The 25178-nt window shown below is 70.8% G+C and carries 17 protein-coding genes; 8 read left to right on the top strand and 9 right to left on the bottom strand.

Annotation, left to right across the window (positions count from 1 at the left end; all coding sequences use genetic code 11):
- The first annotated feature begins 58 nt into the window (after positions 1–58).
- From malQ to ACQBAT_RS04100, 5 genes are all read left to right on the top strand, one after another.
- A complete protein-coding gene (gene malQ, locus ACQBAT_RS04120) occupies positions 59–2182 on the top strand; it encodes a 4-alpha-glucanotransferase (RefSeq protein ID WP_420746715.1) in 2124 nt (707 codons plus the stop codon).
- Positions 2183–2347: 165 nt separating this feature from the next.
- A complete protein-coding gene (locus tag ACQBAT_RS04115) occupies positions 2348–4828 on the top strand; it encodes a hypothetical protein (RefSeq protein ID WP_420746714.1) in 2481 nt (826 codons plus the stop codon).
- Between the two features lie 33 nt (positions 4829–4861).
- Positions 4862–5278 carry a globin gene (locus ACQBAT_RS04110; protein ID WP_420746713.1) on the top strand — a complete coding sequence of 139 codons (417 nt, stop codon included), beginning with the start codon at positions 4862–4864 and terminating at the stop codon, positions 5276–5278.
- A 96-nt stretch (positions 5279–5374) separates the two neighbouring features.
- Positions 5375–7096, top strand: a complete 1722-nt coding sequence (locus tag ACQBAT_RS04105) for a glycoside hydrolase family 13 protein (RefSeq protein WP_420746712.1) — start codon at positions 5375–5377, stop codon at positions 7094–7096.
- Between the two features lie 31 nt (positions 7097–7127).
- Positions 7128–8549: a DUF6395 domain-containing protein gene (locus tag ACQBAT_RS04100; protein ID WP_420746711.1), complete on the top strand. Its 1422-nt coding sequence runs from the start codon at positions 7128–7130 to the stop codon at positions 8547–8549.
- A 183-nt stretch (positions 8550–8732) separates the two neighbouring features.
- Here ACQBAT_RS04100 and ACQBAT_RS04095 read toward each other — a convergent pair whose 3' ends face one another.
- Together ACQBAT_RS04095 and ACQBAT_RS04090 are read right to left on the bottom strand one after the other, a co-directional pair.
- Positions 8733–9578 (bottom strand): SDR family NAD(P)-dependent oxidoreductase, encoded by an 846-nt coding sequence (locus tag ACQBAT_RS04095; RefSeq protein ID WP_420746710.1) that lies wholly within the window; start codon positions 9576–9578, stop codon positions 8733–8735.
- A gap of 4 nt (positions 9579–9582) precedes the next feature.
- Positions 9583–10905, bottom strand: a complete 1323-nt coding sequence (locus ACQBAT_RS04090; RefSeq protein ID WP_420746709.1) for an MFS transporter — start codon at positions 10903–10905, stop codon at positions 9583–9585.
- An 88-nt stretch (positions 10906–10993) separates the two neighbouring features.
- On the opposite strand from ACQBAT_RS04090, the gene ACQBAT_RS04085 reads away from it, so the two are divergent.
- Positions 10994–11521 carry an ArsR/SmtB family transcription factor gene (locus ACQBAT_RS04085; protein WP_420746708.1) on the top strand — a complete coding sequence of 176 codons (528 nt, stop codon included), beginning with the start codon at positions 10994–10996 and terminating at the stop codon, positions 11519–11521.
- Between the two features lie 162 nt (positions 11522–11683).
- Here the strand turns inward: ACQBAT_RS04085 and ACQBAT_RS04080 are convergent, their stop codons facing one another.
- Both ACQBAT_RS04080 and ACQBAT_RS04075 read right to left on the bottom strand, forming a co-directional pair.
- The gene (locus ACQBAT_RS04080) at positions 11684–12373 is read right to left on the bottom strand and encodes a hypothetical protein (RefSeq protein WP_420746707.1); all 690 of its coding nucleotides are present in this window, start codon (positions 12371–12373) and stop codon (positions 11684–11686) included.
- Positions 12370–12903 (bottom strand): acyl-CoA thioesterase, encoded by a 534-nt coding sequence (locus ACQBAT_RS04075; protein WP_420746706.1) that lies wholly within the window; start codon positions 12901–12903, stop codon positions 12370–12372. Before ACQBAT_RS04075 ends, ACQBAT_RS04080 begins: the two co-directional genes overlap by 4 nt.
- Between ACQBAT_RS04075 and ACQBAT_RS04070 the strand changes: the two genes are divergently transcribed.
- Together ACQBAT_RS04070 and ACQBAT_RS04065 are read left to right on the top strand one after the other, a co-directional pair.
- On the top strand, positions 12904–13872 hold the full coding sequence (locus ACQBAT_RS04070) for an acyl-CoA thioesterase (RefSeq protein WP_420746705.1): 969 nt from the start codon (positions 12904–12906) through the stop codon (positions 13870–13872). It abuts the gene before it with no gap.
- Positions 13873–14240: 368 nt separating this feature from the next.
- Positions 14241–18143 (top strand): cell wall-binding repeat-containing protein, encoded by a 3903-nt coding sequence (locus tag ACQBAT_RS04065; RefSeq protein ID WP_420746704.1) that lies wholly within the window; start codon positions 14241–14243, stop codon positions 18141–18143.
- 98 nt (positions 18144–18241) lie between these two features.
- Here ACQBAT_RS04065 and ACQBAT_RS04060 read toward each other — a convergent pair whose 3' ends face one another.
- The 5 genes from ACQBAT_RS04060 to ACQBAT_RS04040 form a co-directional block, all read right to left on the bottom strand.
- Positions 18242–19108 (bottom strand): pseudouridine synthase, encoded by an 867-nt coding sequence (locus ACQBAT_RS04060; RefSeq protein WP_420746703.1) that lies wholly within the window; start codon positions 19106–19108, stop codon positions 18242–18244.
- A 195-nt stretch (positions 19109–19303) separates the two neighbouring features.
- Positions 19304–20986: an energy-dependent translational throttle protein EttA gene (gene ettA / locus ACQBAT_RS04055; RefSeq protein ID WP_420746702.1), complete on the bottom strand. Its 1683-nt coding sequence runs from the start codon at positions 20984–20986 to the stop codon at positions 19304–19306.
- 96 nt (positions 20987–21082) lie between these two features.
- Complete coding sequence (locus ACQBAT_RS04050) at positions 21083–21700, bottom strand: single-stranded DNA-binding protein (RefSeq protein ID WP_420746701.1); 618 nt, start codon at positions 21698–21700, stop codon at positions 21083–21085.
- Between the two features lie 138 nt (positions 21701–21838).
- Positions 21839–23482 carry a YfjP family GTPase gene (locus ACQBAT_RS04045; RefSeq protein ID WP_420746700.1) on the bottom strand — a complete coding sequence of 548 codons (1644 nt, stop codon included), beginning with the start codon at positions 23480–23482 and terminating at the stop codon, positions 21839–21841.
- Entirely contained in the window at positions 23479–25176 is a 1698-nt protein-coding gene (locus ACQBAT_RS04040; protein WP_420746699.1) for a dynamin family protein, read from the bottom strand. Before ACQBAT_RS04040 ends, ACQBAT_RS04045 begins: the two co-directional genes overlap by 4 nt.
- Positions 25177–25178 lie beyond the last annotated feature (2 nt).

Here is a 25178-nt window from a genome sequence, read left to right as displayed (position 1 = left end):
GCGCAACCTGTCAAAATGGGGCACGCCCCACCACCCGAAGATCCCGAAAGAGCGCCCCGTGACCGCACTGTCCCCCCGCCTGACCGAACTGGCCGCCGCCCACGGCGTGGCCACCGAGTTCTGGGACTGGCAGGGTCGCCACACGCAAGTGCCAGTGGAGACTGTCGACGCGGTCCTCGCCGCGCTCGGCGTCCCCGCGGGCTCGGAGGAAGAGATCGAGCAGTCGCTCGCGGCCGTCGAGGACAAGCCATGGTCGCGCGTGCTGCCCCCGATCGTGGTCGCCGTCGAGGGCAAGCGCCCCGATGTGCCGGTGCACGTGCCCGACGGCACCGCGTTCAGCGCCACCGTCGAGCTGGAGGATGGCAGCCGCACCGACCTCGGCGCCCTCGCGGTCGCCCGGCAGACCAAGACCATCGACGGGGTCGAGGTCGTCCGGATCCAGCTCGACCTAGGCACCGAGCTGCCGCTGGGCTGGCACACCGTCGAGGTGCGCGCGGGCTCGGATGTGCGCCGCGCGCCTCTGGTCGTCACCCCGGCCTCGATCGCGCTTCCTGAGTCGCTGGAGGCCGAAGGCAGCCAGAGCTGGGGCCTGATGACCCAGCTCTACGCGATGCGTTCCGAGGGGTCTTGGGGCATCGGCGACCTCGCCGACCTCGGGGACGCCGGCGCCTGGGCCGCTGGGCTCGGAGCCGACTTCGTGCTGGTCAACCCGCTGCACGCAGCCGAGCCAGTGCCCCCGATCGAGCCCTCCCCCTACCTGCCGACCAGCCGCCGCTTCGTCTCCCCGCTCTACATCAGGGTCGAGGACGTGCCCGAGGTCGCCTACCTGTCCGCTGCCGAGCGCCAACTGATCGAGTGGCACTCCGATGACGCCCGCCGCTATCTGGACCTGGAGTTCCTCGAGCGCGACCAGGTGTGGATCGCCAAGGAAGCCGCGCTGCGGATGATCTTCACCCAGCGCCGCTCGCTGCGTCGCGAGCGTGCCTTCCAGGCGTTCGTGGAGCGGGAGGGCCAGGGCCTGGTGGACTTCGCGACCTGGTGCGCGCTGTGCCAGGTGCACGGCACCTGGTGGCAGCAGTGGCCCGAGGAGTTGCGCGACCCGCGTTCCCCGCAGGTGGAGGCCTTCCGGGAGAAGATGGCTGAGGAGGTCGAGTTCCACGCCTGGCTGCAGTGGGTGCTGGACGAGCAGCTGGCTCGGGTCCAGCGCGACCTCAAGGACACCGGCATGTCCCTGGGCGTGATCTCCGACCTCGCGGTCGGCGTGCACCCCGACGGCGCCGACGCGTGGGGTCTGGGCGACGCCCTGGCCCGCGGCGTCACGGTGGGCGCCCCCGCTGACCAGTACAACCAGCTCGGTCAGGACTGGAGCCAGCCGCCCTGGCGCCCGGACAAGCTCGCGGACCTGGGCTACACGCCATACCGGGACATGGTGCGCGCCGCGCTGCGCGACAGCGGCGGGCTGCGTGTGGACCACGTGATCGGGCTCTTCCGGCTGTGGTGGATCCCCCAGGGGATGAAGCCCTTCCAGGGCACCTACGTGCGCTATGACCACGAGGCGATGATCGGCATCCTGCTGCTGGAGGCGCATCGCGCGGGCGCGGTCGTGGTCGGTGAGGACCTGGGCACCGTCGAGCCGTGGGTGCGCGACTACCTGAAGGAGCGCGGGGTGATGGGCACCTCGATCCTGTGGTTCGAGCGCGATTGGGAAGGCGACGGCGGCCTGCTCGACCCCGAGGACTGGCGCGAGCTGTGCCTGGCCACGGTCACCACCCACGATCTGCCACCCACCGCGGGCTATCTCGAAGGCGTGCACATCGAGCTGCGGCACCGGCTCGGGCTGCTCGAGCTCTCCCTGGAGGAGGAGCAAGAACAGGACGAGCGCTCCCGCGAGGAGGTGCTCGCCGACCTGCGCCAGCGTGGCCTGCTGCGCGAGGGTGCCGGTGTGCCGGAGCAGGTCGAGGCGCTGCACAGCTTCCTGACGAGGACCCCGGCCAAGCTGATCGGGGTGAGCATCAGCGATCTGGCAGGAGACAAGCGGGTGATCAACCAGCCGGGCACCGATGAGGAGTACCCCAACTGGCGGGTGCCGCTCGCCGGGCCCGAGGGCCGCTCGGTGTTGTTGGAGGAGTTGTTCACCTGGCGCTCCGCACGGCGGTTGGCCCGGGCGGTCGCGGCGGAGTAGTCGCTCATGTGAACTGCGCGTGCGCACCTCATGTGCAGATCCAGCTGTGCGAGATCGGCGCCTAGACCCCCGACACGCAACACCTGATCTGCACAGTGCACGACACGCCGGGAGGTCTAGCGCGTGGGCGTGAGCAGGCCGCAGCCGGGGTGGCACGATGCGGATGTGGCAGCGAACGGGTCGCAGGGCAGCGCGTCAGCGCCCTTCCTGCGTGCCCACGGGGCGGAGCTGCACCGCATGGCCGCGATGCTGACCGGTCGGCGCGGTGACGCGGATGACCTGCTGCGACACACCCTGACGCGCCTTCGAACCGGGGCCTTACTCGCGGGGCCTGACGCGGAGGAGCGGGCACGTGCCGCGCTGATCACCGACTTCCGCCGACGGAGCCGCACGGAGCGCCGACGCCGCGAGGATCTGGTGACCGGCCCGACCGGCGATGCTGCCGACCGGCTCGCCTCGCTGTCTCCTGTGGAACGCGCTGCCGCCGTGCTCAGCCTGGGGCACGGCTGGGACGCCGAGCGCACCGCACGCACCCTCCGCCGCCGCACCGGCTGGGTCGCCCAGCTGACCAGCGGTCCGGGGACAGAACAACTCTCCGATGCGTTGCAGGCCGCCGGAGATCGGCATGCCAGGAGCACTCAGGAGGTGCTGGAGCTCTTTCGGGACGAGGTGGAGGCAGCGCCTGCGCACGACGGCCTGGCCGCAGCGGGCGACGGCCTGGCCGCAGCGGGCGACGACGAATCCAACGACGGCGGGGCCACCTATGCCGCCACCGCGCACGACACCACGCCCCCACCACCGGACGCCACCCAGCGCCCCCGGCTCTCCGCGCGCACCCGCCGGGCAGCAGTCGCCGGCGCCGCTGGGGCCGCTCTCGCCCTGACGGCCTGGGCCCTGACCCGAGCCTCCGATGAAGACACCACGCCCGACACCACCACTACGCCACCCACGCCCGGCCTGGTCGCCAGCGATTGGCAACTCAGCGACGACGGCGAGCCACCCAGCCGCGTGGGCGGCCTGCGGCTGGGCGACACGATCGAGATCGACTACCGCAGCGCCTCCGAGCCCATCGATCTCAGCAGTGCCCGGTCGGCTGCCGCCTTCACTGCCCCGTCCGCGAGCTGGGCGATCCTGTGGTGCGATCTCCCGGCGGTCGAGGACCCCAGCCTGCACCTCCCGGAGCTCACCCTGACCCTGCCTGAGGGTGCGGCCACCATCCCCTGCGCAGGACGGGAGGGCATCCCCGAGGTCAGCCGCCTCACCCCGTTCCTGGCCCCGGTGGTGGATGCCACCGAGGTGCCCGTCAGCTGGTCCGGCGACCTGCCCGGGCGCGGCACCGCTGTCCTGGCGGTCTACACCGAGACTGAGTCGAGACTCGTGACCAGGGAGGACCCCGGCCCGCCGCCCGCCGCCGAGCCGGGGGCGGTCGTCATCGATCAGGACAACGAGGATCCGGGGCTCATCACCTGGGACGTCGCGGCCTCGGTGCGCCCGATCGAGATCGGCCACGACTCGCAGGTGCAGCTGTGGAGCGCCGCAGGGACCCCGATGGGCGCGATCGTGGACGGCGTCACCCTGACCGACGACGGCGATCTGCTGCGGGCGGTCGGCCAGGAGTCCGGCCAGTGGTGGCGGCAGCAGGACCCCCAGCTCCGTGAGGGTATGTGGGCCCCCGGCATCCCGGGGCGCGACCGCACCTTCGCGCTGCCCGACGCGGTGCGCCCGCCGCCCGGAGAGACGCGCACGGTCATGCTGATGGTCACCGCGCACCAGGTCTCCGCGCCGACCAAGCCAGGCTGGCAGGTCCAGGTCACCGACGCGCGCGCCGTCGATCAGGATGCGCTGGCTGCCCCCGTGCCCTTCGTCCCGGAGGACGGCTCCGGGGACGACCCCACCACGCCCCAGTATGCCGCAGGTTACCGACTCGAGGGCCGCTGGCTGATCCCGGCGGACGGGTATCCGCGGACGATCCAGACCGTCGGCGACCCCACCGAGCTCGCCGTCGTCGCGTTGGCCACCGACGATGAGCTGTTCGCCAGCGGCGGCCAGAACATCGTCGGCGGCATGCTGCTCACTCCTGCTGGGGCCACGCCCCTGACCTACAGCTGGTCGGTCGTCGATGGCCTCGGCTGGACGACATACTGGTCCCCCATGCCCGGCAGCGCCGGTCGCCTCGACGAGGACGCCCAGCTGACCCTGCCACCGCTGGTGGGATCGCCCGAGGTGCAGGCCCTCGCCTATGCCCCGGTGGACTACGAGGACTTCGATTTCACCCATGCACCTCCGGCGGGTGACGCGCGTCCGGTCACCGAGGCGGACGACCTGGAGCAGTCTGGAGCCAGGGTGGTCGGTACCGGCACCGTCGACGACGACGGCGTGGTCACCTTCCCGAGCATCGAGGGCGACCGGCTCGACTCACTTCGCGTGACCACCCAGGGCAAGGGCCGGATGCGGGTCCTGCTGGGCGACCAGCTGCTCACCGACGTGGACCTGCAGCACGACGGCTGGTGGTCCTCCTGGACGCTCGAGCACGTCAGCACCGACATCTCGATCGGGCCGGTCACCGCTACCCAGCTCCCGGATCTGCGGATCGTGACGCAGGGCTGGGAGGACGGCTTCACCGTCGAGGCGCTCGCCTGGCCGTGAGATCCACTGCAGCACCCTGAGACACTGGAAGGCGTGAGCCAGCACCAGCCCGATCGCACCGTCCCGCAGCAGACCTTCTACGAGCGCGTCGGCGGGCACGAGACCTTCGCGCTGCTCGTGCGGGAGTTCTACCGCGGCGTCGCGCAGGACGAACCGCTCAAGGCCCTCTACCCGGAGGAGGATCTTGGCCCGGCGCAGGACCGCCTGCGCCTCTTCCTCGAGCAGTACTGGGGCGGCCCCACCACCTACTCCGAGACGCGCGGTCACCCTCGCCTCCGCATGCGCCATGTCCCGTATGCCGTCACCCCAGACCAGCGCGACCGCTGGCTGCTCCACATGAACGCCGCGATCGACACCATCGCGGATCGACTCTCCCCCATGGACGAGCACCAGATGCGCGCCTACATGGCCAACGCAGCACACGCGATGGTGAACACCTTCGAGGAGTAGGGCACTATCCCCACTCACCCTCCCGACGCACACCCGAGCAACACCCGCGGCGCGGGTTTGGACACCCCCCGGCCTCACGACATACGCTCGGGACTCGTGACCCCGCACGCACCCGAGTCCCACGACGCCCCCTGGTGGCGCCACGCCGTCATCTACCAGGTCTACCCGCGCAGCTTCGCCGATGCCGACGGCGACGGGGTGGGTGACCTGCCCGGGATCACCTCCCGGCTGCCCTACCTCGCCGACCTGGGCGTGGACGCGATCTGGATCAACCCGTTCTACGTCTCGCCGATGGCCGACGCCGGGTATGACGTCGCGGACTACCGCGACATCGACCCCCTTTTCGGGTCGCTGGCCGACGCCGACACCCTCCTCGAGCGGGCCCACGAGCTCGGCATCCGGGTGCTCATCGACCTGGTGCCCAACCACACCAGCGACGAGCACGTCTGGTTCCAGGCCGCCCTCGATGCCGGCCCCGGCTCGGCCGAGCGGGAGCGCTACCTGTTCCGCGAGGGGCGGGGCGAGGACGGCGCCGAGCCGCCCAACAACTGGAAGTCGATCTTCGGCGGCCGCGCCTGGAGCCGGGTGACCGAGGCCGACGGCAGCCCCGGCCAGTGGTATCTCCACCTCTTCGACGACAAGCAGCCCGACCTGAACTGGGAGCACCCCGAGGTGATCGAGGAGTTCCACTCGATCCTGCGCTTCTGGCTGGACCGCGGCGTGGACGGCTTCCGCGTGGACGTGGCCCACTCGCTGGTCAAGGACCCCGAGCTGCCCGACTGGGACGAGCGCGCGGTGATGGCCGGTGCCGCCGAGGCTGAGGCCATCCACGCCAACCTGGGCCCGATGTGGGACCAGGAGGGCGTGCACGAGATCTATCGCGGTTGGCGGAAGGTCCTCGACTCCTACAACCCCGACGGCGACCCCACCCAGGACCGGATCCTGTGCGCCGAGGCCTGGTTGCCCACCCAGCGGCGCACGATGCGCTACGTCCGACCGGACGAGATGCACCAGGCCTTCAACTTCCACTTCCTCGAGACCGCCTGGCGCCCCACGGATCTGCGCGAGATCATCGACGCCTCGCTGGAGGCTGCCGACGAGGTGGGCGCCCCGACGACCTGGGTGCTGTCCAACCACGATGTCGTCCGGCACGCCTCCCGGCTCGGCCTGCCGATCGGCGCCCGGCGCCCCAACGGGATCGGCCGCGAGGACGACCAGCCGAACGCTGTCCTGGGGCTGCAGCGGGCGCGGGCCGCGACCGCGCTGATGCTCGCGCTGCCCGGCTCTGCCTACCTCTACAACGGTGAGGAGCTCGGGCTGCCCGACCACACCGCCCTGCCCGACGACGTCCGTCAGGACCCGGCCTACCTGCGCACCAAGGACACCGATGAGGTCGAGACCGGCCGCGACGGGTGCCGGGTGCCGGTGCCGTGGGAGGCCGCCGCGCCGTCCTACGGGTTCGGCCCCGGCGAGCACACCTGGCTGCCGCAGCCGGAGATCTACGGCGCGCTCGCCCTGGACCGCCAGGACGGCGTATCCGGGTCGACGCTGGAGCTCTACCGGGCGATGCTGCGGCTGCGCCGCGAGCACGACCTGGGCGTCGGTGGTCTGACCTGGCTGACCGAGCTGGGCGGTGTCGAGGTGGGTGAACAGGTGCTGGCCTTCGTCAACGCGCGCCAGGATGGGACGCCGCTGACGGTGGTCACCAACCTGGGCGACGAGCCGGTGGCGCTGCCCGAGGACGCCGAGATACTGCTCGCCAGCGGCCGGCTGGAGGACGGCCGCCTGCCTCAGGACACGACGGCCTGGCTCGGCTGATGGACCACGCGCAGGGGCTGGGGTAGCCGCGATGCGCATCCATCAACGCAGCGAGGCGGGACGGCTCCTGCTGGACCTGCAACCGGCCCCGGCGGAGCTGACCGCCGCGGCGCGGGCGCGCCCAGGTCTGGACCCGCGTGGTCCGCGCGAGGTCTTCATCGAGCTCCCGCCCGGGGTGGGTGGTCACGAGGACCTCCACCCGGACCTGCTCGCGCTGGTGAGCCTGCTCGTCGTCGCCCCGTATGTCGATTCCCACCTCGACCTGAGCACCCCCGTCTCGCGTGAGCTGGCCGGGGCGGTCTCGGAGCACCTGGGCTTCGAGCTCGGTCCGGTGGATGCGGATCTGGCTCCACGGGAGGTGCCGACCGGTTCCACGGTGACGGCCCTGGCGTTCAGTGGTGGGGTGGACTCCTGCGCCGCGTCCCTGATGCTGCCGGAGGACACGATCCACTGCTTCCTGCGGCGGGCAGGTGGTCGCTCGTGGCGCCCAGCGCGCTACCGACCGGAGGCAGCGTTGGCCAGTGTCCGGGCGGTGGAGCGGGCCGGGCGACCGGCCTGGGCGTCGCGGAGCAACCTGGAGTTCGTCCGCCGTCCGGCGGGCTATCCGGTGGACTGGTCCAACGCGGCTCCGGCGGTGCTGACCGCGGCGACACGGCCGGTGTCGGCGCTGGCCCTCGGGGTGATCCTGGAGGCGACATACTCCCTGTCCAAGGCGGGCTACCGGTCCGTCCCAGGAGGGCGAGCGCTGCGCCGATGGGCTCCCGTCTTCGCGGCGGTGGGACTGCCACTGGCGCTGCCTCTCGCGTCGGTGAGCGAGGTGGTGACGGCCCGGATGATGCTGGAAGAGGGCGCCCACCTCCAGCCGCAGTCCTGCGTGCGGGGCCTGCCTGGTCGGCCGTGCCGTGCGTGCGTGAAGTGCTTCCGCAAGGGCCTGATCGACAGCGCGTGGGATGGGCAGACGCCGAGTTCCTCGGAGATCTCGCGCGCCCTGACGTCCCCGGAGGTGCGCGGACTGCTCCGCGCCGCCCCGATGCGCTGTGAGATCAGCATCGCCTGGGCGCTGGACCGGATGCCAACCGCCCAGGATCCGCTCCTGTCAGCGCTCTCGGAGAAGACCACCCCCGCGCGCCGCTATGCCGACGGACTGGACTTCCTGACCGCCATCCACACCCCGGCGCTCACGCTGATGCCGGAGGCGATGAAGGAGCGCGTGCTGCCCCAGCTGGAACGCTTCGCCCCCCTGGCGACGCCAGCGCAGGTCACGGCCGTCCAGGGCTGGGACGCCGCAGCGCTCGTGAGCGACCCGGACTACCAGCGTGGGCAGGCCCGGGTGCTTGACCTCGTCCCCGACCGCCAGCCGTGGACCGGCGAGGTGCGCCGTCGGGCTCGGGAGATCAGCTGGTCGGCCGCCGGTGCAGCCACCGGCATCGCCTCAGCCGCCCGCCGCCGCTGACGGGCCTCTTCACCGCGGTGAGACAAGGTTATTCACGCCATGTCGTGGATATTGCGTTGCATTGCGTGAGCAACCTTGCCTTCACCACACGCCTCGCTGGCGCGGCCCCTTCCCTCAGGCCATCACGTGACTCGATCCCGGACCTCACGCCATCACGTGACCGATCCCGCACCGGGGCACACGTCACCGATAGGTGCGCACCGACAGGGCATCGAAGACCCGCGGCGCGGCCCGCTCGACCCGCCACAGCAGCTGGGCCATCCGGCCCACGGGGATCAGCACCCGCTCCCGGTCCATGCCGACGAGCGCGGCCCGGGCGACGTCCGCCGGCGTGCCGAGGGTGCGCTGGATGGTGCCGGCCGAGGCACGAAAGTTCTCCGCTCCCTCCGGCGACTCTGCGGTCTGGTCCAGCAGCGGGGTGTCGGTGAAATCGGGGCAGAGCACATGCACGCCCACGCCCAGGTCCTTGGCCTCCAGCGCCAGTCCGCGGCTGAAGGCGACGACCGCGTGCTTGGTCGTCAGATAGGGCAGCATCCGGGGCGCGATGATCAGCCCGGCCAGCGAGGCGGTGTTCAGGATCCGCCCCCGCACGGCGCGACCGGCGGAGCGGCCCCACCCGATCGGCCTCGTCGGCTGCTCGCGCATCACGCTCAGCGCCGCGAGCGAGCCCTCGATCACGCTCACCTGGTTGATCGCCAGGGCCCGCCGCCAGTGCTCCTCCCCAAAGTCGGTCACGTCGCCCACCACCGCGATGCCGGCATTGTTGACCATCAGGTCCAGCCGCCCCTCCTCCGCAGCGATCCCGCGCACCACCTCACCCAGCGCCGCGCTGTCGGTGACGTCGAGGACGGCTGGGGACACGGCATACCCGAGACCGGAGAGGACCGAGGAGGTATGCCGTGCGCCCGCCTGGTCGCGATCGGCCACCACGACCCGGCCGCCGCGGAGGGCGAGTTCGGTGACGAGTGCGCGGCCGATGCCGGAGGCGCCGCCGGTGACGATGCTGACGAGGGGAGCGTCGGTGCTCATCCGCCTATCGTGCACCGTCCGCGGCCTCGGCGGGACGCGAGGAGGCGAGCGCATCCAGCTCGCGGGGCAGTTCGCGCATCCGGATAAGGGGCGAGAAGAGGACAGGGGCGCACGCGAGCATGAGCAGCACGGTGAAGATCCAGAAGGTGTTCAGCATCCCGATCTGGTGGGCGACCACCCCACCGAGGAAGGCCCCGATCGGCATCGGCCCCCAGACCAGGAAGCGGATCGAGGCGTTCATCCGGCCTAACAGGGGCTTGGGGCACAGCCGCTGCCGGAAGCTCACCTGGGCGATGTTGTAGACCACGACCGCCCAGCTCACCAGGCTCCAGCCGATCATCAGGGTAGGCAGCGTCGGCAGGTAGACCGCGAGCGGCACGCTGAACGCCGCCACCCCACCGATGAGCGCCGAGATCGGGATCGCCCGACCTTCCCCGACCAGCCGGCCGAAGCGTTCGGCGCTGAGCGCGCCGAGCAGTCCGCCCGCGCTGGCCAGCCCCATCACCAGGCCGAGCGTGGCCGCGTCAAGGCCGAGCTCGCGCAGGGCGAAGAGCATGAAGAGGGCGCCGACGGCGCTGCTGGCGAAGTTGGTGATCCCGGTGCACATCACGATCCGGCGCAGCAGGGGGTGGCTGGTCACGAAGGACAAGCCCTCCCTGATCTCGGTGACCAGCGGCCGCCGGCTCTCCGGGTCGGGCTCGGGCTCCTGATGCCGGATCCGGCTGACGAAGAGCGAGGACAGACCCATCGCCACGGCCGTGACGGCGACGACGAAGGGTGAGGGGATGAGTCGCACCAGTTGGCCGGCCAGGGCAGGGCCGCTGACGATCGCGATCTGCTGGCTGGCCTGCAGCTTGGCGTTGCCCTCGCTGATCTGCTCGCTCTCGACGATTTCGGGCAGGTAGGACTGGTTGGCCACGTCGAAGAAGACGGTGATGCAGCCGGCGAGGAAGGCGACGACATACAGCTGCCACATCGACAGCCAGCCGCCGAGGAAGGCGAGCGGGATCGTGAGCAGCAGCAGGGCGCGGCTGAGGTCCCCGAGCACGATGATCCGCTTCTTGCGCCACCGGTCGACCCACGCACCCGCTGGCAGGCCGATCAGCAGGAAGGCGAGCATCTCCAAGGCAGTCAGGACCCCCATCTGGAACTCCCCCGCCTCCAGCACCCGGATCGCGACATAGGGCATCGCGAAGCCGACCACCTGCATGCCGAAGACCGAGACGGTGTCGCCCGCCCAGAGCAGCCGGAAGTCGCGATGCCGGAACAGGCTCTGGCGCGGGGCGGGTGGGACGGGGGTGTCGGGCGCGGTGCCGGGATGGTCCATGGGGGCCTTCATTCAGTGATTGGGATGTCTCAATCGGAAGTGTGCACCCACCGATTGAGACTTGTCAATCACTGCTACCGTGGTGGTCATGAGCACGCCGGACCACGTCCGCGACCACGAGCACCGCGAGGCGACTGAGGCCGAAGCCAAAGCGCTGGCCAGCGGCGTGCGGCTGCGGATCCTGCGCGTGACCCTCGACGAACCGTTGACCAATCGCGAGATCGCCGACGCCCTCGACCTCAACCCGGCGACCTCGCTGCACCACGTCCGCACCCTGGTCGACACCGGTTTCCTGGAGGCCCTGGAGCCGCGCCGTGGCCGCCGTGGGGCGCGCGAGATCCCTTATCGGGCGACCGGGAAGTCCTGGTACACCGCGAGCCCGGTCGGCTCCCGCTCACTCCTGGACGCCTTCCTCGCCGAGGTCGCGCAGGCCCCGGAGGAGCATCAGGGGATGACCCGGATGGGCCTGCGGCTGCCGGAGGAGCAGATGGCCGAGTTCCGTGATCGGCTCGGGGAGCTGCTCCAGGAGTTCCACGACCGGCCCCGCGACCCGGACGCCGAGCCCTGGTCGCTCTTCGTGGCGTTGCATCCGGACACCAGTCGCCGACGGGGTTGAGACCACGTCCCGGTATGCCGCAGCTCCCCTGGTGCTTCGACTCTCGCCACGTCCCTGTGAATGCCCCGGGTTGTCACGCGATGTCGCGATTCTTCGTCACCAACCGGGGCACTCACAGCCTTCCGAGCTGAATGGGGTCGGCGTGGGAGGGAGATCCGCCGGTCAGGGCCTGCTCAGCACGTGCCCGGCGGGCAGGGAGACGCGGGTCCAGGGGCCGACGCGATGCACCGTCGCGAGCCCGTCGTCGTCGGGGCGCGCGAAGCCGAGCACCTTGGCCGCCAGCCCTGCCCCCGCCGGCGCGCCGGTAGGAGTGCCGTCCACCTCGACCTCTCGGGACCACACTCGCGCCCGCAACATCCCGACAGCTGCCGCACCTGAGCCTTCCGGGGCACCCGTCGCGATCTCGGCGATCCCTTCCTCGGCCGCATCGAAGAGCGCGCGGACCGGCACGCTGCCCACGGCCTCCCAGCCACCGCGGGGCGGCACCACCCCGGCCCACCGGGGGCTCACCTCGGTCGGCGGGACCGCCAGCGTCGTCCCGACGTCAGCGGTCGAGGCGCGACGGGCGAACCGGTCCGACAGGGCCAGCAGCGGCACCGTGACATCCAGCTCGTGCGCACCTGCCAGCGGCATGGTGCGCAGCCCGAGCACGAGGCCAGACCCCATCAGCCCCTGACCGGGGACGACGCACGTCCATGCGGCCAGCACGGACCCAATGGCCTGCAGCCGGATGGCCCCCTCGGCCTCCAGCGAGCGTGCGCGGGTGACATAGGTGGCGAGGTCCGCCACGCTCTCGCCGTCGGCGAAGGTCAGCGCACCCCGTCCGGCGCCGTCGTCGTTCGTTGCGGTCACGACCGCCCGCCCGCGGCGTGGCGCTTCTCGCTGCGCAGGTGTGGGGCGGCACCAGCGACGGTGGCGAGCGCCTCCCGCTCGGACTCCCCCAGCCGCCGGGGCCGCTGGCCCTTGAGGTCGTAGGCCACGAGCGTGACCCGACCCCGCGCATACACGACGTCATCCCCCTCGGGCCCAGCGACGGCATACCCCAGCTCGAAGCTCGCCGCGCCGACCTCGCTGCACCAGACCGCCACCCGTGCGGGCGCGTAGGCGAAGGTCATCGGGAGCAGGTAGTCGATCGCCTGCGAGACCACCAGCAGGCCCTCGTCGATCAGATCCCGCTCCTGGCCGAACCAGTCCTTGAAGGCGTGCACCCGAGCCTCCTCGAAGTAGCGGAGGTACTGGACGTTGTTCACGTGCTGGTAGGCATCCATGTCCGACCACCGCACGGTGATCGGGTAGACGGAGGCTGCGTCGGGGACGTCGGGCAGGGACTGGCTCACTGCCCCATCGTCGCAGCCGGGGGCGACCGCATTACGCTCGGGCACGTGGCTAAGCATGAGCAGGGTGACGACTTCGACCCGATCGACGACCTCCTGGAGGTCCTCGACCTCAAGCGCGAGGGCGAGACCACGATCCGGGTCGCCTCTCCCACCGGCATCGGCGAGGACCTGGCGGACTCGCAGGGCGACGTCTTCGTCGGACGCAGCCAGCCGATGCCGCACGGGCGCGTCTTCGGGGGCCAGGTGCTCGCTCAGTGTCTGGTGGCGGCCGGGCGCACCGTGCAGCCGGTGGACGACGGCGCCGACGAGGAGCCGAAGGCCCGACGGATCCACTCGATGCACGGTTACTTCCTGCGCCCCGGTGACGCCAACCGGCCGCTGCGCTTCCTCGTCGAGCGGATGCGCGATGGCCGCAGCTTCAGCGCCCGCCGCGTGCACGCGATCCAGGACAGCCGCATCCTGATGTCGATCATCATGTCCTTCCAGGAGGACGCCGATGGGCTGGACCACCAGCTCGGGATGCCCGACGTCCCGGCTCCGGAGGGCCTGCGTCCCGACCGCGAGATCCTCGCCAAGATCCCCCACCCCGTCGCCCAGGACACCGCCCGCCGCCGCCCGGTCGAGCTGCGCCATGTCGAGCCCTTGCTGCTGGGCCCCGCCGAGCCCGGTCCGAGCGAGCAGTCGGTCTGGCTGCGGATCGACCGGGAGCTGCCGGACGATGACCTGCTGCACTCCGCGATCCTGGCCTACGCCTCGGACTACGTGCTCCTGGAGCCGATCCTGCGTCGGCACGGCATCGGCTGGGGCGACCCGCGGCTGCGGCCGGCCAGCCTGGACCACTCGATGTGGTTCCACCGACCGGCTCGGGTGGACGAGTGGGTGCTCTACACCCAGTCCTCCCCCTCCGCCCAGTCCGGGCGCGGCCTGGGCATCGGGCACATGTATGCCGCGGACGGAACCCTCCTCGCCACGGTCGGCCAGGAGGGCATGGTCCGGCTCAAGGGCTCCGACTGACCCTCCGGCTGTTCGGCACCTCCCTCCCGCACATCCGCATGCCGCTCGGCTCCCTTGTGTCGCATCCTGTTCGCCACACCTGTCACACGGCTCCCAGGGTTCTCAGCCTGTTCTCATAGCGGCAGGTCAGCGCGCCCTCGAACGTAAGGTAACGATCTGGTCACGGGGGGCCCATTCGGGAACATGTCCATAGACACCCCGCCCTCGAGCGACTGATACTGCGGAGGTCACCTGGCGGCGTAACCATGGTCAGGCCCCGGGGGACGTCCCTAAAATTCCTAGCGAAGGACATCACTGTGCGGAACACACCTGGACGGCGGAGGCGCCTCGCAGCGCTCGCCGGCGCAGGGGCTGTGCTCGCGGCACCGATGGCGATCGGACTGCCCTCGTGGGCAACACCCGACCTGTCGGTGGCCGAGGACGGTTCCTACATCGTCATGCTGAAGCAGGACTCCCTGGCCACCTACACCGGTGGCATCCAGGGCTTCGCCCCCACGGCCCCCAAGGACGGCCAGCGTCTCAACGTCGAGACCCGGGCCGCCACCGCCTACGCCGACTTCCTGCGAGCCGAGCAGGACAAGGCCCTCACGGCGGCGGGCGCCAGCACCGAGGCGAAGACCTACGACTACACGACGGTCTTCAACGGTTTCTCCGCCGACCTCACCGCCGGCCAGGTGATGGCCCTTCGCAAGGACCCCAACGTCGCGTACGTCTGGGAGGACGAGACCCGGTATGCCGACACCGTCACCACCCCCGACTTCCTGGGGATGACCGGTGCGGACGGCGTGTGGAACACCCGCTTCGGCGGGACCGAGGACGCCGGAGCCGGCGTCGTCGTCGGTGTCATCGACACCGGCATCTGGCCGGAGAACCCCAGCTTCGCGCCCCTTGATGCACCGGTCCCCGCCTCCTTCGTCGGAGAGTGTGACAGCGGCGAAGAGGAGGACCCCGCCGACAACGTCGAGTGCAACAGCAAGATCGTCGGTGCGCGGTACTACGCGCAGAACAACAACACCGACTTCGACTTCCTGTCCCCGCGCGACACCAACAGCCACGGCAGCCACGTCGGTGGCACCGCCGCCGGCAACTACGGGGTCGACGTCGAGATCTTCGGCACCGAGATGGGCATGGCCAGCGGCATGGCCCCGGCCGCCCACATCGCGGTCTACAAGGGCCTGTGGCAGACCGAGGGCGGCGGCGGCAGCGGCTCGACGTCCGGCCTGCTCGCCGCCGTCAACGACGCCGTCGCCGACGGTGTTGACGTCATCAACTACTCGGTCTCGGGCAGCAGCGAGTACGTCGTCGACTCCATCGAGCTGGCGTTCCTCGACGCCGCCGACGCGGGTGTCTTCGTGTCTGCCTCGGCTGGCAACTCGGGCGACACCGTGGGCACCAGCTCGGTGGCCCACAACTCGCCCTGGGTGATGACCGTGGGTGCCAGCACCCACGACCGCAATGTCAGCAAGTACGTCGAGCTGGACGCGACCGCGGGCCAGGACATCGTCGACCGGATCTCGGGCCGCGACCGCTACGCGACCGCGGCTGCGGTGGCCCGTCAGTACCCCGAGGGTGTGGACACCGTCTACATCGCCACCGGCAACCAGTTCGCAGACGCGCTGGCCGGTGCGGCCTCCGCCGCGAAGGGCCTCGTGCCCTCGATGGGCGCTGCGTCCTCGCGCGACCCGCAGACCACGGTTGCTCCGGACGGTTCGCCCGCCCCGGTGCTGCTGACCCGCGTGGACAGCCTCCCCTCGGTCACCGCTGCCGCGATCGAGGAGCTGGCTCCGTCCAACATCATCATCCTCGGTGGCACCGTCGCGGTGTCGGATGCCGTGGAGGCCGAGCTCGCCGCCTACGGCGACGTGACCCGCATCTCCGGCAAGGACCGCTACGCCACCGCCGCGCAGCTCGCCCAGCACTTCGGCCCGGTGGAGCACGTCTACCTGGCCGCGGGTGAGGGCACCGCCTTCCCGGACGCGCTGGCCAGCTCGGCCCTCGCGGGCTCGGAGGGTGTGCCGGTGCTGCTGACCCGCCAGGGCTCGCTGCCCGGCAGCGTCGCGGCCGCCCTGGACGCCATGGGCAACCCCGAGGTCCACGTCATCGGTGGCTCGGGTGCCATCAGCGACGCGGTCTATGAGGCCGCGGGCGCGAGCGAGCGCATCGCGGGCAAGGACCGTTACGCCACCTCCGCCGCCGTCGCCGACCGCTTCGGCTACGACAGCGAGAACCCGGCTCCGGCGGCCTTCGTCGCCACCGGTCTGGACTACCCGGACGCGCTGGCAGGGTCGGCCCTGGCCGCCATGCACAACGTCCCGGTCGTGCTCAGCCGGACCGCCTCGGTCCCCGGCTCGGTGATGAACGCACTGATCTCCATGGACCCGCAGTGGATCCACATCCTGGGTGGCGAGGGCGCGCTGAACGCCTCCGTCGAGACCCAGCTGGAGGACCAGTTCAACACCGCCGGCACCGGTGACGGCCAGCGCTTCGAGGGCGTCGGCGTGGGCGAGGCTGTCGGCCCCGCTCCGCTGGTCGACTCCGAGACCATCCCGGCCGAGGGTGCCACGGTTGCGCAGGCCCGCCTGTGCTACCCGGGCTCGCTCGACCCGGCTGCTGCCGAGGGCCACATCGTGTTCTGCACCCGTGGTGAGATCGCCCGCGTGGACAAGAGCGCCGCGGTCGCCCAGGCAGGTGGCATCGGCATGATCCAGGCGAACACCAGCAACAGCGAGTCGCTGAACGCCGACTTCCACACGATTCCCTCGATCCACGTCAACGCGACGGCCGGTGAAGCCATCAAGGCCTACATCGCCTCCGACGACAACCCGACCGGGTACATCTCGGCCCAGGGTGAGGGTTCGGACGACGTCGTCGCGCCGGAGATGGCTGGCTTCAGCTCCTACGGCCCGGCCCTGGCCGGTGGTGGTGACCTCCTCAAGCCGGACATCACGGCCCCGGGTGTGGACATCATCGCGGCGGTCTCTCCGGAATCCAACGACGGTGAGAACTTCAACGGGATGTCCGGCACCTCGATGTCGGCTCCGCACGTCGCCGGTCTGGCTGCGCTCATGATGAGCGAGGGTGAGACCTGGTACCGCGAGCCGATGGCCGTCAAGTCGGCGATGATGACCACCGCGAACCCGCTCAACAGCGCGGGCGAGACGATCACCTACGGTGGCGCCCCGGCCAGCCCGCTCCACTTCGGCTCCGGCCACGTGGTCCCCGGTGCTGCCTACGACACCCCGTTGTTCTACGACTCGGACATCGTCGACTGGTACACCTACGCCTGCGCGATCGGCCAGCTCCAGCTGGTCGGTGGCGGAGCGTTCTGCGAGGCGGCACCTGACACCGATGCGAGTGACCTGAACTACCCGAGCATCGCCATCGGCGCGCTCGCCGGTGAGCAGACGGTCACCCGGACGGTCACGGCGACCGGCGCGGGCGGCACCTTCGAGGCCAGCGTGGAAGCCCCGGCGGGCGTCAACGTCACCGTCTCACCGAGCACCATCACGGTGCCGGCAGGTGGCAGCGCGACCTTCGAGGTGCACATCGAAGCTGATGGTGCAGCACTGGGCCAGTGGGCCTTCGGTGCCATCACCTGGTCCGGCCCGGGCGCGGACGTCCGCAGCCCGATCGCCGTCAACCCGGTCGCGTTGTCGGCTCCGAGCGAGCTGGGAGGCACCGGCCCGGCCGGTTCCACCACCTTCGAGGTCGTTCCCGGCGGCGACGCCACCCTGACCTCGACCGTCAGCGGCCTGGTCGCCGCGGACCAGTCGGAGATCACGGTGGTCTCGGACGGCAACCCGAGCTCGATCGCCGACAAGATCATCCCGATCGAGGTGCCCGCCGGCACGGCCGCCATCCGCGTCGAGCTGTGGGAGGACGACTGGACCCCTGAGGGTCTGGATCTCGACCTCTACCTCGCGACGCCGGCTGGTTCGGTGGTGGCGCAGAGCGGCAACGAGGGATCGGACGAGGTCGTGACCTTCGAAGCGCCTCAGGCCGGGACCTGGCTGGTCGCCATCAACTACTGGGATGGTGCTGCTGGTGCTCAGGCCGACGGTCTGCTCCACGTCTATCTGCCCAACGAGGATGAGGGGAACCTGACGGTCACCCCGAACCCCGCCACGGTGCAGAGCGGCGAGCCCACCGACCTCACCGCCACCTGGAGCGGCCTCGACGCCGCGCTGCGGTACTTCGGTGTCATCGGTTACGACATGGGTGACGGCGAGGTGGCCACCACCCTGGTCACCATCGTTCCGCCCGCGGAGTGATCGCACGGCTCAACGTCTGACGGGGTCCATCCCCCGATGAAACGCAGAAGGGCCCGTCTCCCCAGCCAGGAGAGGCGGGCCCTTCCGCCGTCCTCAGATCACGCACGCCACCTACCCCGGGGGTGCGGTAGGGATGATGGTGGGAGGGGCAGGGTGCGGGTGCTGGTGATGGTGCGTTCCTCACCGGTTACGGGATCGACGAAGGACACCTGCTGGGCGAGCAGTTGCAGCGGCGTCGAGAAGTCACCCGGTGCCACCTCACGGACATGGGGATACAGCGGGTCGCCGAGGATCGGGATGCCCAACCCGGCCAGATGCAGCCGCAACTGGTGGGTGCGTCCGCTGGTCGGGGTGAGTCGGTAGCGACCCACCGTGGGGTCCTCCGCGAGCGCACCCTCCAGCTCGACCAGGGTGCGGGCATTGGGCTCACCGGGCACCACGCGGGCCTGCAGTTCCCCTCGCCGCTTCTCGATCCGGTTGCGCACGACCATCGGCAGGTCCAGACCCTGCGGGAGCGGAGCCAGCGCCAGGTAGGTCTTGGCCAGGCCTCCGTCCTGGACCAGCCGCTGGTAGGGCGCCCGTGCCTCCCGCCGGCTCGTCAGCAGCAGCACCCCGCTGGTCAGCCGGTCGAGCCGGTGGACGGGCGCCAGCTCGGGCAGGTCCAGCGCCCGGCGCAGCCGCACCACCACCGTCTGCACCACGTGCTCGCCGCGGGGCATCGTTGCCAGGAAGGGTGGTTTGTCGACGACGAGCAGCCCGGTCTCGTCGTCGCGGAGGAGCACCGGCAGCTCACCCGGGACCGGCACCTCCTCCGGCAGGTCCCGATACAGGTATGCCGCAGCACCAGGCTGGTAGGGCGTGTCCGCCTCGACCCGGGTCCCGTCGCCCAGGACGACCTCCCCGGCCCGCAGCCGACGCCATACGCCATCCTCGTCGCCGGTCACCCGGACGAGGAAGTCGACCACCGTGCGCGGATGGTGCTCCGCGGAGCAGTCCCTCAAGTGCTCCGCGGAGCAGTCCCCCGAGTGCTCCGCGGAGCACACCTTCGGCATCCGCACGCGCGCAGGCCCCAGCCCGTCCCGGGGTGGGAGCGGTGGCTGAGGCCTGTGGCGCGCCATCACGGCGACGCGGGAGTTGGGGACGCGTCCGTCGTGGCTGCGTCAGTCCCGGGTGAGCTTGCGGTGGGTGACCCGGTGCGGGCGGGCAGCCTCGGGGCCGAGGCGCTCGATCTTGTTCTCCTCGTAGGCGCCGAAGTTGCCCTCGAACCAGTACCACTTGGCCGGGTTCTGCTCGTCGCCCTCGTAGGCCAGGATGTGGGTCGCGACACGGTCCAGGAACCACCGGTCGTGGCTGATGACCACGGCGCAGCCGGGGAAGGACTCGAGCGCGTTCTCCAGCGAGCCGAGGGTCTCGACGTCCAGGTCGTTGGTCGGCTCGTCAAGCAGGAGCAGGTTGCCGCCCTCCTTGAGGGTCAGCGCCAGGTTGAGGCGGTTGCGCTCGCCACCGGAGAGCACGCCGGCCTTCTTCTGCTGGTCCGGGCCCTTGAAGCCGAACTGGCTGACGTAGGCGCGGCTGGGGATCTCGACCTGGCCGACCTCGATGAAGTCGTTGCCGTTGGAGACGACCTCCCACAAGGACTTATTGGGGTCGATGCCGCCGCGACTCTGGTCGACATAGGAGATGTTGACCGTGTCGCCGATCTTGACGTCGCCGGAGTCAGCCTCCTCCATGCCCACGATCGTCTTGAACAGCGTGGTCTTGCCGACGCCATTGGGGCCGATGACCCCAACGATGCCGTTGCGCGGCAGGGTGAAGGACAGGCCGTCGATGAGGACCCGACCACCGAAGCCCTTGGTGAGGTCCTTGACCTCGATGACCTGGTTGCCCAGGCGCGGGCCCGGCGGGATCTGGATCTCCTCGAAGTCCAACTTGCGGGTCTTCTCGGCCTCGGCCGCCATCTCCTCATAACGAGCGAGGCGGGCCTTGTTCTTGGTCTGCTTGGCCTTGGGGTTGGAGCGGACCCACTCCAACTCCTTCTCCAGGCGCTTGGCCAGCTTGGCGTCCTTCTTGCCCTGGACCTGCAGGCGCTCGCGCTTCTTCTCCAGGTAGGTCGAGTAGTTGCCCTCGTAGGGGTAGAGGCGACCGCGGTCGACCTCGGCGATCCACTGGGCGACGTTGTCGAGGAAGTACCTGTCGTGCGTGATCGCCAGGACGGCGCCCGGGTAGTCCTTGAGGTGCTGCTCGAGCCACTGCACCGACTCGGCGTCCAGGTGGTTGGTGGGCTCATCCAGCAGCAGCAGGTCGGGCTTGGACAGCAGCAGCTTGCACAGGGCCACGCGGCGGCGCTCACCACCGGAGAGCACGGTCACATCGGCGTCGCCGGGCGGGCAGCGCAAAGCGTCCATCGCCTGCTCGAGCTGAGCATCGAGGTCCCAGGCGTCGGCGTGGTCGATCTCCTCCTGGAGGGTGCCCATCTCAGCCATCAGGGCGTCGAAGTCGGCGTCCTCCTGGGCCATCAGCTCGGAGATCTCGTTGAAGCGGTCCAGCTTGGCCTTGATCTCGCCCACGCCCTCCTGGACGTTGCCGAGCACGGTCTTCTCCTCGTTCAGCGGAGGCTCCTGCAGCAGGATGCCGACGCTGTAACCGGGGGTCAGGCGCGCCTCGCCGTTGGAGGGCTGGTCCAGCCCGGCCATGATCTTGAGGATCGTCGACTTGCCGGCACCATTGGGCCCCACGACGCCGATCTTGGCGCCGGGGTAGAAGGACATCGTCACGTCGTCGAGGATCACCTTGTCGCCGTGCGCCTTGCGGGCACGCGTCATGGTGTAGATGAATTCGGCCATGCCTCCCAGGGTATCGGGCGGGGATGCCCCGTCCGAATCGATCTTGCGAACGCACATCACGACCCGGACGGGTCCCGGTGGCACCGCCGCCCGAGCTCAGGCCGGCTGGCCCAAGAGCCGCTGCGCCGCCTCGTCGGTCAGCTCACCGTTGGCGTCCACGCCGTCGGGAAGGTCGTCGTGCCCCAGCCCGGCCTCGTCAAGGTCCGCGCCGTCGTCGTCAAGGTCTGCGCCGTCGTCCTCGAGGTCCGCGCCGGCGTCCTCCGGATTGGGCGCGGAGTCCTCGCGCGCCGGGCCACCCTCCTCGGGCGGGGGCGCCGGCAGGTCGAGACGTTCGGGGTCGGGGTAGGACGCTGAGCCCCGCTGGTAGGACGCCGTTCCCCAGGTCAGGTCCACCCCGACGCTGTCGGCGCTCACGCAGGGGCGGGCGCCGCGCATCGTGTCGGTCTCCCACTCGTGCATCCGGAACTTGCCGTGCGCGACGATCGGCATCCCGGTGTGCAGGGTCTTCAGCACGTTGGCGCCCAGGCTGCCCTTGCAGATGATGTCGTAGTAGGTGACGCCACTCACGACGAAGCGCCCCTCCTGAGCGTCGTAGCGTCGGCCATTACAGGCGATCGCGACGACGGTGAACGGTTGGCCGTCGACCTTGCGATAGCGCAGCTCGGGCTCGCGGGTGACATTGCCGGAGACCGTGAGCGTGGTGGTGTGAAGCATCTTTCCCTCCCAGGTTCGGGCCCGTCGGCGACGAGCCGGTCACCCCACCCTCAACGCGAGCTCGCTCCGATGCCAGGGCAGCAGCGAAGTCTGTGGACGACCGGGAGGGAACGCCTGGGGGTGTGGACGACGAGCGCCTCAGCGCCCGGCGGTCTCCAGCAATGTCCTGGCCTTCTCGTGCCGGTCCAGCACCGCGATGATCGGGCGCCGGACGTGCTGGTAGGAGACCTCCTCGATCGCCTCGTCCAGACGATCGTCGATCACGGCACGCCGCCGGCGCGCGCCGATGCCAGCGATCACCCTGGCCAGCAGCCCCAGCAACACTCCGCCGAGCAACCCGCCGACGAGCAGGAGCAGCGGGATCGGCACCGGTCCCCAGAATGGCGCGTCGACCGGCATCTGCGCCCAGCCGAGCACGAAGAGCACGGTGAGCCAGACCAGCCCGGCCACCGCCGCCAGGACGAACAGCAGCTGAAGCACCCCGAAGACCGACCACCACAGCGGGTTACGCGTGCGCAGCGGGGTGGAGACAACCGCCTGGTCGAGGGCATCCGACAGGTTGTCCTCATGCGGGATCGCGGCCTCGACCACCGCGTCACCCCACCGGGGCGGCAGCGTGGAGCTGGCCTGCTCGGCCACCTGACGCGCGGCGAGCTGCACGTTGGCCCGCGCCGCCGGGGTCGGCGCCGGCAGTGAGGACCGGCCCAGGACCGCGCCGACGTCCGAGGGCGAGATCCCAGCCATGCCGGGGCTGTCGTCACCGAGGCGCAGGCGCTTGAGCGGGTCGGGGCGCAAGGCGGCCACCCAGCGGGTCAGCGGCCACCCGGCCCGGTTCATGGACCGACGCTTGTAGTCGCGCTCGACCGCATCGAGCACCACAGGGACTCCAGAGGCGGTGCGCAGCGCCTCGTGCAACCGCTCGTCCGCCTCCTCGCTGAACTCCGGGGTGCGCTCGGCCAGGCCGGCCGCGACATCCTGGGCCGCGGTCCGCACATCGCCCACGAGCCGGGCTTCGGCCGCGGTGCGGGCGCCGACGACCTCCCCGATCCGCTCCCGCAACTCATCGACGCCGGTCCCCAGCCGTGCGGAGGTCGCGATCACCTCGTGATCACCGGCACCGTCCGCGCTCACCAGCCGTCCCAGGTCCCGTCGGACCTGCTCGACGTCCTCCTCGCTGCGCAGGCGGTCAGCCTGGTTGAGGACCACGATCATCACGGTGTCGTGGTGACGCAGCGGCCGCAGGTAATCGTCGTGGAGGCGAGCGTCGGCATACTTCTGCGGGTCGGCGACCCACACGAAGACATCGGTGCGCTCCAGGATCCGGTCAGCCTCGACCCGGTGCCGGGTCTCGCGGGAGTCGAAGTCGGGCAGGTCCACGAGCACCAGCCCGTCGAGGGCGACGTTGTCGCCGGTGGCCGTCACGTGGTGACGGTTGTGGATGCCGAGCCAGTCGAGCAGCGGACCGGCCTCCTCCTCGCCCCAGATCGCGGCCCCGGCCTCGGCCGTGGTCGGGCGCCGGGGGCTGATGACGGAGACGTCCTCGCCGGTCAGCGCATTGAACAGGCTGGACTTGCCCGAGCCGGTGGCCCCGGCTAGCGCGACGACCGTCCGGCCACCCTTGAGCGCCCACCGCTCCTCCACCCGCTCCACGACCTCGCGAGCGCGGGCGGCGACCTTGGGGTCGAGCTGGTCGCCGCCGATGTCGAGGGCGGAACGCAACTGCTCGGCGCGCTCGGTGAGCGGCACCGGTGTGCCGTTCTGGCTGCGTCGTCGTCCGATCATCGGGTCTCCTCCACGCGGCGCGCGGCCGCCTCCAGCGCCGTGATCGCCGTGGCGTCCACGGGGCGCTCAGCCAGCGCCTCGTCATAGCGCGCCCGCTCCTGGTCGTACAGCTCCTCGACCCGCGTGATCAGCGCAGCGCGGGCCTTGACCGCCATCGACCGCACGGCTTGGTCGCCGAAGACGGCTTCGAGCAGCCGCTGGGCCAGGGCCGCGGTCCCCGCGCCGACCGCCACCTCGGCGCCGGTCGGGATGAAGGCGGTGGCGTGGAAGACGACGATCATCAGCAGGACGCCCAGGCCGTTGACGCCGAAGGCGAGATAGCGCGCGGTCGACCGACGCGAGCCGGCCTCGTCGCGGACCATCTCGAAGATGTCCTTCTGCCAGTCCCGGATCAGCCGCTCGACCTTTTCCCCGAACCCGGTCGACGCCTTGCTCAGCTCCGGGTGCTCGGCCATCAGCGGGGCACCACCAGGGGCGTTCTTCCAGGCACGGGCGGCGGTGCTCGCGGCCACCTGCCCGTGCGAGGTGATCAGGGCGGCGGCACCGGACTGCAGCGCTTCCCCGAGCGGCTCAGAACTGACCTCCTTGCCGGTGAACCAGGCGCCGACGCGGTCGCGGAAGCGGCCGATCCCAGCCTCGATCGAGCGGAAGAACTCACCGGTCCCGACCAGTTCCTGCCAGCGGGCGAGCACCTCGCCGCGGAGCAGGGAACCGTCATCGATTCCTTCGGTCACCCCGGCCAAGGCGTCCCTGTATGCCGTGTCCGGCGCCGTGGCGAGGGCGCCGGCCGCGGCGACCTGGCCCCGGCCTTCCTCGGCGAGGGCGTGAGCCCGCTGGGACAGCGAGCCCAGGGTGCCGGTCAGGGTGCGGCGGATCACGACCGAGCGCGCCCGGGCGTCCCCGGCCAGGGACTGCAGCCAGCCGCTAAGCCGCTCGATCGACCGGGCGGGGATCATCCCGTCCTCGAGCTCGGCCTCATCGATCACGAAGATCGGCGCCTTGCCCAGCCCCTGCTCGCGCAGCATCGAGGCGAGGTGCAGACGAACCTGGGTCAGCGCCTCCGGTGGTACCCGGTTGAGGACCACGGCGACGGAGGTCCCACGCTCGCTGGCCTCGCGCAGCAGGTCCCAGGGGACGGCATCGGCATACCGGGCGGCGGTGGTGACGAACAACCAGAGGTCAGCGGCCGAGAGCAGCTGCTTGGAGAGGAAGCGGTTGGCCTGGACGACCGAGTCGATGTCGGGGGCGTCCAGCAGCGCGAGCCCGGAGGGCAGCGTGTCGGAGGTGACCAGCCGCACCGCGCTGGGGTCGTCCTCGGCGTCGTCACCGACCACCCTGGCCAACTCGGGGAGCACCCGCTTGTCGGTGAACCAGCGGGTGTCCTCCTCGTGGTGCACGAGCACCGAGGCCCGGGTGGTGGGACGGATCACGCCGGTGCGGGTGACGTGCTCGCCGACCACGGAGTTCACGATGGTCGACTTGCCGGCACCCGTGGAGCCACCCACGACGGCGAGCAGAGGAGCGTCCAGGGAGCGCAACCGCGGCAGGACATAGTCGTCCAGCTGCTGGACCAGCTCGCGGCGGGAGGTGCGTGCCTGCTCCACCCCGTCCAGTTCCAGGGGCAGCCGCACGTCGTCGGCGGAGGCTCGCAGCCCTTCGACGGCGGCGAGCAGCGGAGCGGGGTCGGTGGTCACGG

Source organism: Ornithinimicrobium pulveris (assembly GCF_050261105.1).
Lineage (GTDB): Bacteria > Actinomycetota > Actinomycetes > Actinomycetales > Dermatophilaceae > Ornithinicoccus.
The sequence above is the reverse complement of the archived record's forward strand: the minus strand, read 5'-3'. Positions and strand labels throughout refer to the sequence as shown.

Coding starts and splice junctions, on each gene's coding strand:
- ACQBAT_RS04050 (WP_420746701.1), bottom strand. CDS start 21,700: ATGCTTCACACCACCACGCTCACGGTCTCCGGCAATGTCACCCGCGAG.
- ACQBAT_RS04065 (WP_420746704.1), top strand. CDS start 14,241: ATGGCGATCGGACTGCCCTCGTGGGCAACACCCGACCTGTCGGTGGCC.
- ACQBAT_RS04100 (WP_420746711.1), top strand. CDS start 7,128: ATGCGCATCCATCAACGCAGCGAGGCGGGACGGCTCCTGCTGGACCTG.
- ACQBAT_RS04095 (WP_420746710.1), bottom strand. CDS start 9,578: ATGAGCACCGACGCTCCCCTCGTCAGCATCGTCACCGGCGGCGCCTCC.
- ACQBAT_RS04090 (WP_420746709.1), bottom strand. CDS start 10,905: ATGGACCATCCCGGCACCGCGCCCGACACCCCCGTCCCACCCGCCCCG.
- ettA (WP_420746702.1), bottom strand. CDS start 20,986: ATGGCCGAATTCATCTACACCATGACGCGTGCCCGCAAGGCGCACGGC.
- ACQBAT_RS04085 (WP_420746708.1), top strand. CDS start 10,994: ATGAGCACGCCGGACCACGTCCGCGACCACGAGCACCGCGAGGCGACT.
- ACQBAT_RS04045 (WP_420746700.1), bottom strand. CDS start 23,482: ATGATCGGACGACGACGCAGCCAGAACGGCACACCGGTGCCGCTCACC.